The organism is Gimesia sp. (assembly GCF_048262075.1).
Lineage (GTDB): Bacteria > Planctomycetota > Planctomycetia > Planctomycetales > Planctomycetaceae > Gimesia.
The window spans coordinates 1-16,980 of record NZ_JBLXFK010000017.1 but is presented as its reverse complement, the minus strand read 5'-3'; the positions used below and the strand labels follow the sequence as shown (position 1 = coordinate 16,980).

The window sequence follows — 16,980 nt, the reverse complement described above, 5'->3', positions numbered from 1 at the left end:
CTTAATTCTGAACCATGCAGACGAACGGTCAAGCGAAAGTTTGAAAACTTCAGGGGCGATCGTGAGATAATATCTCATCTTTCGGATGATAGAGGATAGCGATAGGCAGGATGACTGCTGCCAGGAACAGAAAGACATTACTCATCGGCCAGTTGAGGGCACTGAAGCCCCAGGTAAAGATGCCAAAAAACAACGCGGAGAGTACGATGCCAATCCAGTTAATCAGATTCATCGCACCAATCATCCGCCCTTTCAGCGATTTGGGGGGGCGTGTCTGCAGTTCTACCTGTAGCGGGACGACAAACAGACCAGCGAAGAACCCCAGTAACGTGAGCACTCCCCGCGCCAGCCACTCGGTCGTACTGAGCGGGATAAACGATGCCCAGAGAGACCCCTCGGTCTGCTGCAGAGCTTTGCCTGTTTCCGGAGTTGCCCACCAGCCAAAGCCTGCCATCGCCGCCAGGCAGAATACCAGTCCCCAGGCACCGATTGTCACCAGCTTGAAGTTCACACGCTTCCGCGACGCACGGCCTGCGATAATACAGCCGATTGAAATCCCCACGCCCATGCAGGCGGCCATCAGGCTCGTACGGCTTTCGTTGATGTGCAGTTGACCAATACCAAAAATGTTCACCAGCGGCTGAACAATGCCTCCCACGAACCAGAACACGGAAGAAATCAGGAGTACCGATAACAGCCGACGATCGTCTCGCAGCAGCCCGCGGGTTTCGGCATCGATGCCCAGCGTCGAGCGACTGAAAGGCAGCCCGGGATGGGCCACGGGAGTTCGACGAACCCACAGAGACGCGATGGTCCCGATCACGGCAATGCCGATGCAGAAATAACTGGTCTTCCAGAGCTGATCGGGAAATGCCTGTTTGACGAATCCCGCCGACGCCATTCCGAAAATAATGGCAATGAAAGTCGTCATCTGAATAATGCCGTTGGCCTGAGGCAGGTCATCGTCGCGAAGCATTTCGGGGAGAATCCCATACTTCGCGGGGCCGAACATCGCGCTTTGCGTGCTGAGTAATCCCAGTACAATCAGCAGCGGCAATAAAGATCCTGAGAAAAAAGCGGCCATCGCCAGCATAGCAATAATGATTTCTGCGATTTTACAGGCAATGACAATCGTCCGCTTGGTATGACGGTCCGCATACCAGCCCCCCAGTCCGGAGAAGAACACGAACGGCAGAGCAAATACGGCAAGCGCTGTGCCTTGCTGATCATCAGTTTGTGTCTGCAACGCCTGCTGCGCACAAAACAATAACACCAGTTGCTTATACAAATTGTCGTTGAAGGCCCCCCAGAACTGAGTGACCGTCATACCCCAGAATGAAGAATCCTGATACAGGGGAGGTAACTCTTCCGTCTTCAATTCCGGTTCAGACACCGCTTACAATCCTTGCAAAGGGCAAAAAAGCTGGAGCAGCGCCCGGGGAAGCTACTCACTGATTTGAGTATGATCACTCAAGATGAAATCGAGCTAAACCATAGTGGCTGACAGGAATTCTGACAATGTTGATTGATTCAAACTGCTGAATATGAACTGAATTTCATTTCAGTGTCAGAACTTCGATGCTCGTACCGACCGCTATTCAACCGTATCCACTGCTTCCGGCAGTGGGGTTGCGGACATCTGTGCATTTTTGATGCGGACGACCGTCAATTCATCAGAACGGCGTTTGCGCGAGAGTTGAATCACCAGTGACTGACTGCTGGCTTCCCCGTAAATCCAGAGTTCGTTCATTTTCCCCCCCGAGATACTGCGGCCGATCTGGGTGGGTGCCCCCAGTACTTTTTTGACCTGATTCCGATTCATCCCTGCCACCACAGTCCCGTTTCGAATCGCTCTGCGAATGGGGTCATCCCGAAACTCTTTGACTTCTTCCGGATTGAGCCACTGATCTTTCTGCAACATGAAACCCAGTCTTCCCAGCAGGAGGGAGGCTTCTGTCGATTTGGGATTTAACTCCCAGGCGCGCAACAGCACCTTGGATGCGGCCTCTTTATCGTCGGTCAGTTCCATCAGATCGCGGGCCAGCCGCACACGACCGTCTGCATCGTTCGGGTCCAGCTTTTTACGGCGGGATTCAATCCAGTTCACCAGCGTCTGCTGAGCCTTGTCTTTTTTTCCCCGCCTTTGAAATTCCTGTGACAGATCAAGCACATACTGACGTGGTAATTCGTCGACGCGATTAAAATCGAACTCGAGCTGCATACCCTGATATTTCTGAACCAGATCGGTCCGTTCGGGAAGTTCCTTGGCGATGCGAGCTGCAATTTCAAAACCGTTGCTCCCCCCTTTTTCCAGGTTCTTCAAAATGCTGTCGCGTACGATCTCAGCATAAAACCAGCGTATTAAGCGATTTTGTTTTGCCTCGTCCGACTTCTGAAATACTTCGTTCTGATTTTTCAGATACTGTTGGCGTTCCAGAGGATTATCTTTGTCTTGAGGCGTTTTCGCAGTCGGGAAGAATTTCAGCAACTGACTGAGCAAGGGTTTCTCATCCGCTTTGGTCTGTTTCTGTAACTGCTCCCATTCAAGCATCAGCGCCTCATGCTGCAGTGTCCGCGCGAGTTGCGAGGACAGCTTGTATTCCCGCACACGGTCGGCGAGTTTGAGCAGGGTTTCCGGTTGCTTGACGATGAGATGGCTGTAATCCGCTTTGATTCCCTTGCGGTAAGCCTCCTCTGCCTTTTTTTTCAGTTCGTCATCGTTATAAAATTCACCCCGATTACTGGCCCAGTCTCCCAGGGCATACCATTCACGGGGATTGGTCAGATCGATTTTGGATTCTTCGGTGACGAAATACTCCAGGTCATCCGGCATTTTTTCCAGGCTGGTAATCTTAAACAGGATGCGACCATTTTCCCGTGCCAGTTGTCCCGTGACTTCTACATTTTGGACGGAGTTATCCAGCTTAGGAATCTTGCCGGCATAATAAAAGGGGATCGGGCAGTTACGAAATCGGAGGGAAAGTGAATTGAAGGTGGAGATTCGTCCTTCCAGTGTCTGCGGAACTCCAATCAGCTTATCCCATTTTTCGCGCTGGCTGACAAAATACTGAATGCTGCGGTCCGCGGCCCGGGAAGTGGCCTGAACGCCAAGCAGAGCCAGCAACAGGATTAAGCAGCGCAGGTACTTTTCTGTTTTCCTCATTCTGTCAGCCCCAGATAGCGGGTTTGTTGATTCAGGATTTTTTCGATCTGCTCGCGATTTTGAAACTCATCGAACTCGATGCCCAGCAGTTTGTATAGGTTCAGATGCGACCAGAGAAAAGCGGTTTGGCCATTCAGCTCGATAATGCCGGTATCGGGACGACTGGCATCCTGCTGAAAGCCGGCAATTTGAGCCGCAAAAATGACGGGTTGCCCCTGGTATGTTTCCAGATATTTTTCAAACGTGGGTGAAGCCAGTTCCAGATACAGAGTGTATTCATCCAGCAGCACGGGCAGGTTCAGTCGATACCGGGAATGCTCTGTTTCCTCTTGCGTCTCCACGGGCTGAAGCGTCGCTTCAAAGATCATCCAGGTATCTGCATAACGCACGTCAAACAGAGTTTTCCAGCTGTCGAATCCCGACTGTTTGATTTGCACGACAGCTTCTTCGGCCATTTCAAACAGAGGTGAAACCGCCTGAGTATTCATTGCCAGCAGTTCGCGTGATGTCTGGCGGATTTCATTGGCAGCAGGATCATCACGGTCCAGAACAGCTAACGCCTGGAATGCTTCCTGGTAAGCGTCGTTGGCAGCGATCAGATCTTCTTGTTCCAGCATTTCATTCCCGGTCTGAGTGGCCGCTTTGAGCGTTTCACTGGCCTGCTCCATCTTGCGGCTCTGTAGAATGCCATATCCAGTCAGCCCCACAATCAGCATGATTCCCGCCAGAATTCCCCGGAAAGGGGTAATCAAACGGGTACGGGGCGCAGGTAGTTCAAACGGAGAGATTTCCGGTTTTGTCTCTGCCGCCGTTTGTTTGTCCGCAGGTTTCCGCGTCTCCTGCTTCTCTTTCAGCCGCTCTCGAAACCGAGTCACGAATGCAGAATTCAATATGAAATCGGAAAGCTGTTGCTGTTTGGGAAGCTGCTTCTTTTTTTTGCGGGCTTTGGGGGCAGGATAGGTGTTCCGCGGGAGGATGAAATATGCTTCAGTGCATTGCTGACAGGCGTGTCGATAAGGGCCTTTACGCCGATACCCTGACAGGCTGACCCCACAGACACAAACGATTTCGTATGGCTCGGGAATATCCTCCTCGCGACGTTTGTTTTTCGAAGGAATTTTCAGCCAGTCAGCCATAAAAACGATACCGTTTTACATAATGTAAGGCATTGCCCGAAGCGAATTTACCCTGATTTGAGAATGGAAATTGACTCACCCTATTATAGGCATCCCGGCTGCGGTTGTCACAGGTGTCTCCAGTGCAGAGACAATAGATGAGTAATATTGTCTTAATTTCATCCATTTTTCAAAAATCACAACATAATTGAGACCGCTACAATCACTATTTTCGTGTCCAGTTACCCGACACTTCTATTTCAGAGTAATCCCTCCTCCCGGACAGAACTCAAAGTTTGACTGACCCGGTTTTCCAAGGTATATGCCAGTAGAAAAACTCTGTTTCTTTTTTGAATCATCAATATTGATCTCACTTATTTTTGGTCAGTACGGACGCTGTCCACCTCAATTCAAAAATCTATTTACGCGATTTTTTGGAGTATCAGGATGTTAACAACATCATCCCCGCATGCTGAAACCATTCAGAACACCGGCGAGTCCTCTCTCCAGGTTTCGCTGCAGCCTTTGACGCATCCCCTGCCTCCGCTCAATTTGACCGCAGGGGACTACATCGTGGGCTCGGCTTCTACCTGCCCGATCCAGATCCAGGTCCCCGGCATTGCCGAAGAACATTGCCGGATTATCGTGGATCAATTTGATGTGATTCTGAAGGCCATCGATCCCCGCATCTGGTCTAATGACCGACCTGTGCGCCAGCTCAGACTGACGACTGGAACGAAATTTTTTATCGGCCCGATTGAATACCTGGTGGAGTCTGTTGAACAGGTCGCTGCTTTTGAAAAAACTCCAGAACAGCAGCCCGCATCCAGTTCCACCACCGACGAACAGATTGAAATCCCTACAGAACTGCAGGAAATTGCTCGCTTTCAGAGCGCACTCCAGGAACGACAGAAACTGATCAAACAGATTGAAACAGAACAGCTGGAGTTGCAGAAGGAGATGCAGCTGCAGGAAGCCGAACTGGCACAACTGCAACAGCAGCTGTTAAAAGAGAGAGAGCAGACAGCGCAGAATCCGCCGCAGCCTCAATTTGATGCCTCATCACGGTCTTTCGACGAGTCCATTCTGGAACTGGATCAAAAACTGCAACAGCTTGACCTGCTCAAAGGAGAGATCACACAGGAGCAGGAACAACTGCTTTCACGCCAGGAACAGGTAGCCCAGAGGCACCAGCAACTGGCCCGCTTTGAAAATGAACTCTTATCAAAACAGAGCGCACTGACTGAAGAATCACAACTGCTGACCCATGCCTGGCTGGACCTGGAAACAGCACTGTGTACTTCCCAGGCAGATCTGGAAACGGAGCAGGCACATCTGGAAGCAGCGTTCCAGCAGCAGGAACAACAGAGCCAGTCTACAAAACAGGTTGAACAGGCCTGTATCGAACTCGAACACCAGTTACTGGAAGAACGGAATCGACTCTTAGAACAGGAACTCAGTCTGGAGACAGAGCAGCAGAGGCTGCAGACTCTGGACCAGGAGTTGAAAAACCAGCAACAGTCTCTCGAATCCGAGCAACAGACGCTGGCGGCTCAACGCGAACAGCAGACAGAACTGGAACAACAGCAACAACAGCTCCAGCACGATCTGGAGCAACTGTCAGAAACTCAGCAGCAGTTGGAAGATCAGCAGACTGAACTCCAGAGCCAGCAAAAATCACTGACCGAACAACAGGCAGAAACCCAGACACTCCAGGCGGAAATAGAGCAGAAGAACCAGGCTCTGACAGAACTGGAAGCAGAGATTTCCGAGCGACAGAACAGCATTTCAGAACAACAGGAACGCCTGGATCAGTTAGAGTCCGAACTGACTTCTCGCAGCACCGACCTGGAAACAGAACAGCAGAAACTGCAAGACGAACGTGAAGAACTGAATCAGCAGACCACCCAGCTTGATGAACAGAAATATCTCTTCGAGAAAGCCCAAACCGAATGGGATAACGCACGTCAGGATCTGGAACAGGAACAGAATGAACTGGAATCATCTCGACTGCAGCTGAATGAACAACAGGCTAATCTGGAACAGTTTCAGGCTGAACTTGACCTTCAAAAGCAGGATCTGGAAAAACGGGAACAACTGCTGGCTGAACAGGAAACACAGCTGGAATCAAAACAGACCGAACTCAGCATTTCAACAGACAGCCTGAACTCCGCAAATGCATCCCAGGAGGAGTTACTCAAGAAACAGAACCAGGAACGGGAACAGCTTGAAAGTGACCAGACCCAGCTGGCTGCTGATCAGGAACAGTTGAAAACAGATCAGTCAGAATTGCAGGATCAACAGGAGAAACTGCAGGAAGAACAGCAGTCCTTAGCAGAGCGGGAAATCCAGTTCTCAAAACAACAGGACGAACTGAAATCATTACAGGACACGCTTGCGGAACAGAAACAGGAGTGGGACCACGAGCAGGCAGCGTTCCAGGAATCTCTGGCAGATTTTGAACAGGCGCGCGAGCAACTGGAAACAGAGCGTACCGATTTCTCAAAACAAAAGTCAGAACTTGAGCAGGAACGTGCCGCCTGTGAACGGCAGCAGGAAGAAGTCGCAGCACGCGAGCAGGAATTTAAGGAACGTGAAGCAGCGCTGACAACCAGGGAACAGGATGTCGCCGAGCTTCAGGCAGAACTGCAGACACAGACGGCTCAAAATGAATCGTCTAAAGAGGATAACGAATCCATTGCTGTCGAGCAGGCGGAACTGCAACGGCAACAGGAAGAATTAGAACAGCTACGAACCGAACTCGCAGAGTTACAGTCAGAATTGAAACAACGGGAAGTACAATTATCAAACCGGGAAGAAGAGCTGCTTACGCAACAGCCAGAAGACACGGTTGAGCAAACCGCTGCTGAGCAGACCACTCTGGAAGAGCTGGCACTTGAAAAAGAAAAACTGGCACTGGATCATGACCAGCTCAACATTGATCGTGAAGAAATCGCACGCCAGAGGGAACACCTGAAATCCAATCAGATTCAATTTGAAAAGGACCGGGGAGAACTGGATGACCGGGAACGAATTTTAGAGATTCGTGAGCAGCAACTCGCCGAAAAGGAGAGCCTGCTTGCCGAAGTCGGTTTGACCTCGCCTGACAGTCTTTCCGAGCCTGGTCATTCTCCAGAGCTGCAGACACCACACGAAACAAGCGAGCAGGAAGACAGCTTCTCCGCCGATACAGAACCGGAACCTCAGGCCACGGGGTCTCTGCTGCAGTCATTCATTAATGACTATGCCGAATCCGAACTTGAATCTGTACTCGAATCCGAACCGGCGATTCCATTAAAAACAACCAGCCTGCTGGATCTGTTCAAAGATAAGAACGACACAGTTGCAGTGGATCCCCCCACCGAGTGCGAATCAGATTCATCCATCACTGAACAGCAGTCTCAACCGGAAATTTCACCGACTCAGAGCGATCTGGATGAAGCAGAAGATTCCAAATCCATCGCATCCTATATGGAACAGTTGCTGGCACGCTCTCGTGGTAAATCGGGATCTTCGAATGCAGCAAAGACTGGCAATACCAGCCAAAACCCGGCAAAGCAGGCCGGCTCAACTTCACAACCGCATCCAGACAATGCATCAGCAACAGGCTTATTGAATTCCAGCATTTCCATGGAAGAAAAGCTGGCAACCCTCAATCAGGCCCCCGCTCATCGACAGGATAAAGATGCCGTCCGCAACGCCATGAATTCCTTCCGGGATGTCGCCAACTATTCTGCCCGCATGGCCATCGCCCGGCATTCGCTGAAACACCAGAAGACTGATTTAGTCTTTAAAGGGATATTAAGCGGGCTTTGTATCCTGTTCTCTTTGATCATCTTCGGAGAAGCTTTCTGGGGTTCCAACAGCCTGGGCATCTTCAAGTGGGCGGCGCTGGCTGTTACGATTGCTTCTACAGCCCAGTTCCTGCGAGGCTGGAATGAAGCACGTGGTTTACTCTCATGTAAACTTCCTGATGAGTCAGAGCAACCCGAAGCAACAGAACAGACGGCCCCGGCAGCGAACCTGCCGAAACAAGAGAAATTTCCTCTGGATGCCTTGAATGACGAGGTTGATACACTCTCAGAGCAGTGGGAACAGTTGTCAGCCGAGGAGGAACAGTTACAATCTCTCAAAGAAGATCTGTTTAAAAAACCAGAACGCAAATTACAACCAGACGAGCCGGGGCAGTTACCGGCTTCCGATTCGGAATTGGATCAAGACCCATAAACTCAAATCCGCCTGATCAATCCAACAGGAGACGTATTAGAAACATGTTGATTTTCTGGTGCGTCTCTTTTTTGTTAGCCGCTTATCTCCTGATTCGGGGCGTCAACTGGCTGTCTCAACCCGCGACACAGCCGGGTATCCTCGACGGCAAGCTTGCTCCCTGCCCTGATTCTCCTAACTGTGTCTGTTCGCAGGACCAGAGCGAACTGCATCAGATTGCCCCGCTGCAATTTACGGATACGACTGCTGAGGCCCGCCAGCATCTGCTGGATGTGCTCAAACAATTACCCGGATGTCAGATTGTAGCCCAGGATGGTGATTATCTGCGGGCCGAATTTCGCTCCTCTGTCTTCGGTTTTGTGGACGACGTTGAGTTTCTGTTTGATTCCCGTCAGAATGTGATCCAGGTCCGCTCCGCATCCCGTATCGGCCATTCGGATCTGGGTGTGAACCGGAAACGAATCGAAACCATTCGCACATTATTTTCCCGCGAAGATCATTCAACTTCTGACAAATGAATCAGTCTGACTCCCACTATCTGCCCACGGCAAGCATTGAAACGCTGCAGCATCGCAGTCAGCTGCTGCGCGAAATCCGTACCTTTTTTGAATCTCGGGGATACTGGGAAGTCGAAACTCCCCTGCTCTCCCGCGATACCGTAGTCGACGCCTATATCGATCCGTTTGTGACGGAATGGCACGCGACTGAGGGGGATGCTACTGCCGGGGAAACTCGCTACCTGCAGACCTCGCCGGAATTCGCAATGAAGCGGTTACTGACGGCCGGCGCGGATCAGATTTATCAGATCACACACGCGTTCCGACAGGCAGAACGGGGCTCTATGCATAACCCCGAATTCGCAATGCTCGAATGGTATCGGCTGGGAGAAACGCATCACGACCAGATGAGCTTTGTTGAAGCGCTGGTTCGTCAGATATACGAACTGGCTGGTTCCCTTTCCGACCAGTCGGCGCGCCTGTCGTTACCAGAGATTCCTTTTGAACGTTTCAGTTACGAAGCCGCTTTTTTACAATTTGGCGGTTTGTCTGCATTACATTCGACGGCAAAGCAGTTTCAGCAGGTCGCCCGTGAGCGTCAGGTTCCGGTTCCCGCTGACTTTGACGTCAACGACTGTCTGAGCTGGCAGAACCTGCTGCTGGTGGAACTGATCGAACCGGCGTTGCGCGAGAAAGGGGCCATCTTTCTCTACGATTACCCTGCCCGGCAAGCAGCTCTGGCCTGTATCCGACAAGGGAACGATCTCGGACCAGAAGGGGTTGCGGAGCGATTTGAGCTCTATCTGCATGGTATTGAGATTTGTAACGGCTACCATGAACTGACGGACGCGGAAGAACTGCGCACGCGGATCAGACAACAGTCGGCCAGCCGAAAACAGGACAATCGCCCCGCGCTGCCTGCAGAAAGCTATCTCCTGCAGGCGATGGAAGCAGGTTTACCTGCGTGTGCAGGTACGGCGCTGGGCCTGGATCGATTGATGATGCTCGCTTTAGGGAAGCAGACTCTTCAGGAAGTGATTGCCTTCCCCGTGGAACGTGCCTGACGCGAAAGCGATTACCATTCTGCATTCATGCGTTCGCCGTCATTCCGCACGCACAACTGACGGAACAGATTCGCATCAATATTTTTTGCCATGGACTTCGCCGAACCATCGGCGAGGGCAAAGTGGATCACATCATCATGCCAGGAACCGAAGGTCATGTGGTAGGGATTGCCCGACTGTCCGTCTACCTGATATGGTGCCCCATCAAAGTTCCGACCATTAAAGTAAGAAGTTCCGTTGGAACTGGTTACACAACCTGCCATGGAACTGTGACTGTCTGCCCAGAAACCGAAGGTCGATTCACCAAACAGCAGGGTATTGGATTCACCGTCTGATATATCCCGGAACTTGGTCCCGCTATTCTTACCTAACACGCCCCCCTTGAAATTGGCACTGTAAGGAGCCAGAATTGAGAACCCTTCCAGGTATCCCCCTACACCACGATAGTTCGAATAACCCAGATTACGGGGACGATTGGAAGGCAGTGCTGCAGACGGGCAGACATAACTTTCAATATTAACCATACTGGCATTTTTGCTATCGTCTGAGAACTTCCAGGAATCGTAGTTGACATTAACGTTTGCCTGATTCATTTCCCCCAGAATCAAAGACTGCCAGCCCCACCAGGGAGAGAGCTCCCATTCCACCAGTCGGAACTGGTTCGCACCGCTGTTGCCATAGACGGGAATCATGACATCTTCGCTGAAAGGTACATTCGCATTTTGTGGACCATCCGTTGGTTCACCATCTTCATCCAGAGGTAACGCTTCAAGCCAGCCAGAAGGGAAACTACGAAACGAGTTGGCATAGTTATGCGCGGCCAGACTGATCTGTTTCAGGTTATTGATACACTGAGTCCGCCGGGCACTTTCCCGTGCCCGCTGAATGGCAGGCAGCAGCATAGCCGCCAGCAGCGCGATAATCGCCATCACCACCAGGAGCTCAATCAGAGTAAATCCACGACGGGATGAGTGCTTGGAATCTGGTACGAAGTTGCGCATCGATAACTCCCTGAATGTGAATGTCGCTACCCCAGCCTGATGCATTGATGACGGGATCGGTTTTTGTGTTTGTTAACGAAAGGCCCTGAATCTACTTATATTTTCTCTACTGAGAGAGTGGAAGTCAATTAAGAATCGGCTATTCTACCGGTAGTTTTGTCCAGAACCTGTGAACAGATATTATATGCCAGGATTCGCCTAAACGCAAACAATGCCTGAACTTCAAACTGTTTTCAACTGAATTGGGATCGCTGTAGCTTTTGAATCCAGGTTTCGTCCCCTCTCTAACGGAGAAGGAGCCGCCATCACTACAGCGTTCTTGCTGGCAATCGCGACGGAATCACAGCGTTTAGCATGATCCTGTTTCTTACGTCATTTGTGTATTTATTAATAGAGTTTTTTCTAAAAAACCACATTTATGACCTGCCGCTATGATCTACCACCGACAATCCAGGGCATCAACTGCGCCATGTTCCGGGCATCGTCGATACCGCGATGATGGGTGCCCTGCAGTGGGATTCCTGCTTTCTGCAAAGCACCCGCCATGCCAAATCGCTTTTTGTAACCCTGTGTGATGGAAAACTGTTTTTTGAGATTGAGATGAGCATCAGGAAACGGGTAGGCCCGTCGATGGTAATGGCAGTCTTGTACAAACTGAGATTTATCGTAATCGCCCCATGAACAGAACAGATAGTCTTCAAAGGGCCTGAGCCAGGCCTGCAGCGATTCCAAAGCAGCAGGAAACTGAGGCGCCTGATCAACGTCTGCCTGTCGAATGGATGTCAGTTCCCTGCAAAATGCCGTCAGCTGCGGATTTCTGACCGGCTGGATGAATGTCTGGAATTCATCGACCACCGCCAGCCCCTTCCGCGCCACCATGACGGCTCCAATCTCAATGATCTCCATCTGATTGCGGGGAAACGAACGCTGATCGCAACAGGTCGCTTCCAGATCAATGATTAAATAATACGGGTGGTCCTGTAACGGGTTCTGAATTTGATTCATAGCTACTTTCTTAAAGAAGTCCTGCATCGCTTCTCAACGATTTTTCATTTCATTTTTTCTATGACATTTTATAACGAGACAGGGTTCGCTCAGTCAATACCGTCTGGGTAGCCTGACAGAATTGTTACCTCAAGAACAACCAGCGCATCCGCAAACTGGAACAGGACGTACAACAGTTGCAGGAAAAACTCAAGACAGAGGATGGCTAAAGAAGGACTCGGTCTTGTCTCCCAGTCGCCGACGCTGCCACCAGCGCAGCCCCGGCTCGAGAATCAGCAGCAAGATACACTGACCACCATACAGCCACACGAATATCAATGCCTCCGTTGATGCATACCCGGGATTTAGCGGAGGATTTCGATAGCGGAAGATCAGAAAGAAGCCTTCCATCACCAGCGCCAGGATGAGTAAGCGCAACAATAACGAGGGTCGAACCAAAGTCTGTTTCCTGCTCCAGAACAGCAGCGCCAGGTTCCCTGCCACTACGGGCAGGCAAATGGGGGTGGAGATCATAATGAACACAGGCCCTGCCAGCAGTAACGAAAAAAACATTGGTAGAATTGTTGTTGCGATGACTGCTGCCATCAGAAAAACGAGATAAGGCATCCGGGGGATGGTTGCCAGACGCTGACAGCCCTTCAGAGACAAGTGGGCTCCCGTCTGATACCACCGCGTAAACGTCGGCATCGCTTTGACAAGTTTCATCGGTATCCTTTACTGTTGCTGCAATGGTTCATCAATCAATCTATGCATTCAATCTGCTTACCTGTCAAAGCAGGCACACCTTCATCAAAAACCACATGATTACCAGTAGACCGAAATTGATCGGAAAAGCGCGAAAGAAAAACGAGGGAGAAATCCGATCCCAGGCACTGCGGGAAACCAGCGCGATCGTATCAATGAGTCCCACCGCCGAAATGAAGAGCGTGGCAAAATAACAGAAAATGAGGAGGCCGAGTAAATTCCCATCCATGCATCCGCCTGTGTAAGACGCAATTTGCCAATAACAACAGGGCAAAAACAGAACCGAGTACAGCAGCACGCCCCAGTAGATCACGGTCCGCGTCTTAGAAAAGTGGGATACCATCAATGTGCCGCTCCAGTAACGGTTTTCGAGAAAAAACGGTTCACTGGAGACTCAGGCGGAAAGCAGAAAGAAACATCACGGAGAAATAATCGAAATTTGGCCGTTCCGTTAATAAAACCGGGTCTTGCCGGGCTGGGCCACGGGGGCAACGCTCAACGGGCCGAACGTGTATTCCGGGGGCGTCAGGTCTTCTTTAGAATTCCAGGCTTCGTCCCAGGTCACATTTTTTCCCGTGTATGAGGCCATGCGCCCCATGATGGCCATCAGCGAACTTTTCGCTGCGTACTCACCATTGCAGAGGGGCGTATCGGTTCGAATGCTGTTAAACAGGGCCGCGTGTTCCTGCACGTAAGGCAGATCCTGTGCGCCGTTTCTGTTGCGACCGCGGGCCCGGCTGTACCGCCAGGTTTCCGCACCGCTGAGCGTATTCCGATTCAAATCGGCGGTTCCCTTTTCGCCGAACACCAGTTGAGACGTATCGATGTCGGTGCCATCCTGCTGGCGACAGAAGGCAAAGCAACGTTGTCCGCTGCTGTATTCATAACAGATGGCATGATGATCAAAGATGTGGCCGTACAGTGGATCGGTACGCGACTGCCGACCGCCCAGCCCGAAACATTGAACGGGATATTCATTCTGCATAACCCAGGACATCAGGTCGAGCCCATGCACGTGCTGCTCCACCAGTTGTCCCCCGGAGAGCCAACTGAAGTAGTACCAGTTGCGCAGCTGCCATTCCATGTCACTCCACTCAGGCTTGCGGGGATGTGACCAGAGGCCATTGATATTGTAGTTGGTCTGCAGGGTCACGATCTTTCCGAGTTGACCGTCATGAATGCGGCTGACCGTTTCCTGCATGGCCTTGCTGTAACGTAACATCAGGCCTGACATGATCGACAGCCGTTTCTGTCGCGCCAGGCGGCAGGTTTCCATCACAGAACGCACGCCCGGCGCATCTACGGCCACCGGTTTTTCAGCGAAGACATGTTTGCCGGCTGCGATCGCCTGTTTCAGATGGGCGGGGCGAAAGTGCGGGGGCGTGGTCAGCAGCACCACATCGACGTCGGTCTTTAGTAATTTTTCACAGGCATCGAAGCCGACGAATTCCTGACTCGGATCAACGGCGTACTGGTTGCCGATCGTTTTTTTAATCCGATCCGCACTCGCTTTGAGTTTGTCTGCAAAGACATCCGCCAGCGCCACGAGCCGCGTATTCGGATCGGCCTGCATGGCATTCACGGCGGCACCGGAACCACGGGAGCCACAGCCAATCAGCCCCACGCGCAGTGTATCAGCCTTGTTTCCAGCACCAGCCCAGACCGCAGGCGCGGCAGCCAGCCCCGCCGCAGTCGCTGTTCCCGCCTGGTGGAGAAAGGTCCTGCGCGAAACAGATTTGTCTTCGTTGGGGGAATGCTGCTCGGTCTTCTCGCTCATTGGAATCGTCTCCCGGATTCATGCTGATCACTGATTTTTGCTACCTTCCAGCATGACAGAGAAAAGACAGGATGTCCAGAACAGGAGCGGATTTAACTGACAGAGGGAGGGAGCGTGTAGTGAATCAGGAAAGTTGACCGACGCGGTCCGGGCTCGTTGCGGAAACTTTGTTGCGGAAGGCTTCTCCGTCTACGGCAATCCGGCGGCTGTTCTTCTTGTTGAGTGCCATCAGGCATTGACTCCAGACAGAATCACGCTTACTTCACATTGACCAGGGATACTTCCACTCTATGTATGGGTAGGTGCTCACAACCTTTGAACCGCAAGGCTTCGGAATTATATCGAGCCGGTGCCATGGAAAATCCGAAATCGGTGTTAGCGGGAATGTTTCTGGCATCACCACAGATGTGTGACTGGCTCTGCAGTACGTTTCCACATTCATCCAGGAGCCGGGCAGTCACTTGAAGTTTTCGATCACTGGATTTGCCCGGAAACACAAACCCCACACCAACGTTGAATTCGTCATCGTGACGCGAAGTACTGAGAGACCGCACATCCGCCAGATCCGGAACTTTGAGATTCAGTTTACGAAACGTTTCTCCGGAAACCAGTAATTCACCTACATAGATGCCTTCACCGGGCCCATATTCTTGCGCCGGGAAAGGGCCATCTGCAGAGACTGTGATCTCAAGCTTACCAGCCAGCGCTGGCTGTGAGGCAAACAGCATTACAGAGAGCGTGACAATCAACACCAAACAAACCTGGATTGTCTGATACAGCGCGTTCTGTTTTTTCCATTCAGGAATCATGCGACGAAAATCCTTTTCTGCCTGAGACTCTAAATAAAAACTCGGATCTAAGAAACAGATTAACAATTCTGGCCCTGTTTATTGCTTCGAAGCCCCCAGAAACACGCGAGACAACAGCGATCTCCCGAGTCTTAGAATTGAGAAACCGGTTCTGGTTCTCCATTCTGGAATACAAATTTTTCATTCACAACCCGGTCAATCAGGTAGTCACCATCCTGAGGCTGCAAGCTCGTCAGATTGAACTCCTGCTTTGAGAGTATTGCATTGTATTGCGACTTTGCATATGTGAAAGACCTCTGGACAGTCAACTGGCCCTTCGGGTCCTGCTTTATGATTACGTATTTTTCAGGAGCCAACAAATCTCCTTCCCGCCGATACTTCCACGTCATTTCAGTAAGCACGACCTGCCCCTTCAGTGTATAAGTCAGGTAGACAGGAAGAAATTTCAGTCGCGAGTCACAAATTATCCTCAGGTCATTTTGTCCGGTTTCACCGATCCGATATCTCTTTTGAACCGATAAATAGCGACCATCACGTGATTGCGCGACTTCGATCAAACCGGCATACCCTGGATCGTTCAATTGGCCAATAAGGGCTCTGATTTTCAGATCAATTCTATTACCTCCACTCCAGTAAATCGCACGCGGATCAAACAGTGGATTGCCGGGACTTGAGATTTGGTTCCAGTCTGCATGAGTTCTAAAGATGGACTGCACAAACGATCTTTCACCCGGTTCTGCCGCGAAGAAGCTCTCCTGGATTTCACCCCTTGTCCGTTCTGTCTTTGTATACAGACTTTGATCGCGGTATAAGGTTCGAATTGTATTCTGTTTATTTTCCTGCCAGACCTGCTCCTGATCTCCGCTCTGAATCATCACAGGCGAAGTTGGTTTATACAACGTCGAGATCGCTGCTAATGGTTTGCTCAACTTAAAGTCATAGCGATTTCTTCGCTTCATGAAAACAGCCACTGCCGCTTTCTGATCCGTTGCCTTTTCATTAACAGCAGGGAAAGGCTGACTATTTTTGAGCTGTTTCAGATGATGAATCAATGACTTGTTGATCCGTATCGTTTCTTGCGATTCTACGGTTCCCGTCCAGGTCTGGATTGAATCATGATATTTCTCCTGTGCTTCAACCGATTTTTGCAACAGATTAATCGCTGCCTGATTTTTCACGGAAACAAAATCGGATGGAGGGAATGGGGTAGATTCAGACTCTTCCGACCTGACATTTCCGATCATCAATACAAAAACGATCATATTCAACACTGGAAATAAGATCTGTTTCATCGAAACCTCCTGATTCCTGAATTCGGTAACTCTCTCATCAAATCCAATTTGATAATCATCAAACTGTATCGAAGACGAATCATATGTCTAGATCTTTTTCCAGAAAGCACTCTGAGTACTTAGATAGCGTATATTTTTAATTACTGCAGGAAATTCTCCATGTACGTAAAAAAGCCTCACTCGGACATTTCTGTCTGAGTGAGGCTTTATATAGCAAAAGGTTGGTGGTCAAGTTTTAAGAGCTTGGTCCTACAGGTTGTTGATCGGGCTGCTATTGATAAACAGC

General features: G+C 50.6%; 13 protein-coding genes. 3 read left to right on the top strand and 10 right to left on the bottom strand.

Annotation, left to right across the window (positions count from 1 at the left end; translation table 11 throughout):
* Positions 1 to 49: 49 nt before the first annotated feature.
* The 3 genes from ACN0YH_RS24315 to ACN0YH_RS24305 form a co-directional block, all read right to left on the bottom strand.
* Positions 50 to 1,393: an MFS transporter gene (locus tag ACN0YH_RS24315; protein ID WP_417382193.1), complete on the bottom strand. Its 1,344-nt coding sequence runs from the start codon at positions 1,391 to 1,393 to the stop codon at positions 50 to 52.
* Between the two features lie 201 nt (positions 1,394 to 1,594).
* Entirely contained in the window at positions 1,595 to 3,163 is a 1,569-nt protein-coding gene (locus ACN0YH_RS24310) for a hypothetical protein (RefSeq protein ID WP_417382192.1), read from the bottom strand.
* Positions 3,160 to 4,299 carry a hypothetical protein gene (locus tag ACN0YH_RS24305; protein WP_417382191.1) on the bottom strand — a complete coding sequence of 380 codons (1,140 nt, stop codon included), beginning with the start codon at positions 4,297 to 4,299 and terminating at the stop codon, positions 3,160 to 3,162. Before ACN0YH_RS24305 ends, ACN0YH_RS24310 begins: the two co-directional genes overlap by 4 nt.
* Positions 4,300 to 4,725: 426 nt before the next feature.
* Between ACN0YH_RS24305 and ACN0YH_RS24300 the strand changes: the two genes are divergently transcribed.
* Genes ACN0YH_RS24300 through epmA form a run of 3 tightly spaced genes read left to right on the top strand, consistent with a single transcriptional unit; the run spans position 4,726 to position 10,066 of the window.
* Positions 4,726 to 8,505 carry a hypothetical protein gene (locus ACN0YH_RS24300; RefSeq protein WP_417382190.1) on the top strand — a complete coding sequence of 1,260 codons (3,780 nt, stop codon included), beginning with the start codon at positions 4,726 to 4,728 and terminating at the stop codon, positions 8,503 to 8,505.
* A 44-nt stretch (positions 8,506 to 8,549) separates the two neighbouring features.
* The gene (locus ACN0YH_RS24295) at positions 8,550 to 9,023 is read left to right on the top strand and encodes a DUF1499 domain-containing protein (protein ID WP_417382189.1); all 474 of its coding nucleotides are present in this window, start codon (positions 8,550 to 8,552) and stop codon (positions 9,021 to 9,023) included.
* Complete coding sequence (epmA, locus tag ACN0YH_RS24290) at positions 9,020 to 10,066, top strand: EF-P lysine aminoacylase EpmA (RefSeq protein ID WP_417382188.1); 1,047 nt, start codon at positions 9,020 to 9,022, stop codon at positions 10,064 to 10,066. Before ACN0YH_RS24295 ends, epmA begins: the two co-directional genes overlap by 4 nt.
* 11 nt (positions 10,067 to 10,077) lie before the next feature.
* Here epmA and ACN0YH_RS24285 read toward each other — a convergent pair whose 3' ends face one another.
* From ACN0YH_RS24285 to ACN0YH_RS24255, 7 genes are all read right to left on the bottom strand, one after another.
* Complete coding sequence (locus tag ACN0YH_RS24285) at positions 10,078 to 11,067, bottom strand: DUF1559 domain-containing protein (protein WP_417382187.1); 990 nt, start codon at positions 11,065 to 11,067, stop codon at positions 10,078 to 10,080.
* 429 nt (positions 11,068 to 11,496) lie between these two features.
* The gene (locus ACN0YH_RS24280) at positions 11,497 to 12,072 is read right to left on the bottom strand and encodes an exonuclease domain-containing protein (RefSeq protein ID WP_417382186.1); all 576 of its coding nucleotides are present in this window, start codon (positions 12,070 to 12,072) and stop codon (positions 11,497 to 11,499) included.
* 189 nt (positions 12,073 to 12,261) lie between these two features.
* Complete coding sequence (locus tag ACN0YH_RS24275) at positions 12,262 to 12,777, bottom strand: hypothetical protein (protein ID WP_417382185.1); 516 nt, start codon at positions 12,775 to 12,777, stop codon at positions 12,262 to 12,264.
* A gap of 64 nt (positions 12,778 to 12,841) precedes the next feature.
* Positions 12,842 to 13,159 (bottom strand): hypothetical protein, encoded by a 318-nt coding sequence (locus ACN0YH_RS24270; protein WP_417382184.1) that lies wholly within the window; start codon positions 13,157 to 13,159, stop codon positions 12,842 to 12,844.
* 108 nt (positions 13,160 to 13,267) lie between these two features.
* On the bottom strand, positions 13,268 to 14,593 hold the full coding sequence (locus tag ACN0YH_RS24265) for a Gfo/Idh/MocA family protein (protein WP_417382183.1): 1,326 nt from the start codon (positions 14,591 to 14,593) through the stop codon (positions 13,268 to 13,270).
* Between the two features lie 257 nt (positions 14,594 to 14,850).
* Positions 14,851 to 15,402, bottom strand: coding sequence for a hypothetical protein (locus tag ACN0YH_RS24260; RefSeq protein ID WP_417382182.1), 552 nt, complete (start codon positions 15,400 to 15,402; stop codon positions 14,851 to 14,853).
* 131 nt (positions 15,403 to 15,533) lie between these two features.
* Entirely contained in the window at positions 15,534 to 16,694 is a 1,161-nt protein-coding gene (locus ACN0YH_RS24255; protein WP_417382181.1) for a hypothetical protein, read from the bottom strand.
* Between the last annotated feature and the right edge of the window lie 286 nt (positions 16,695 to 16,980).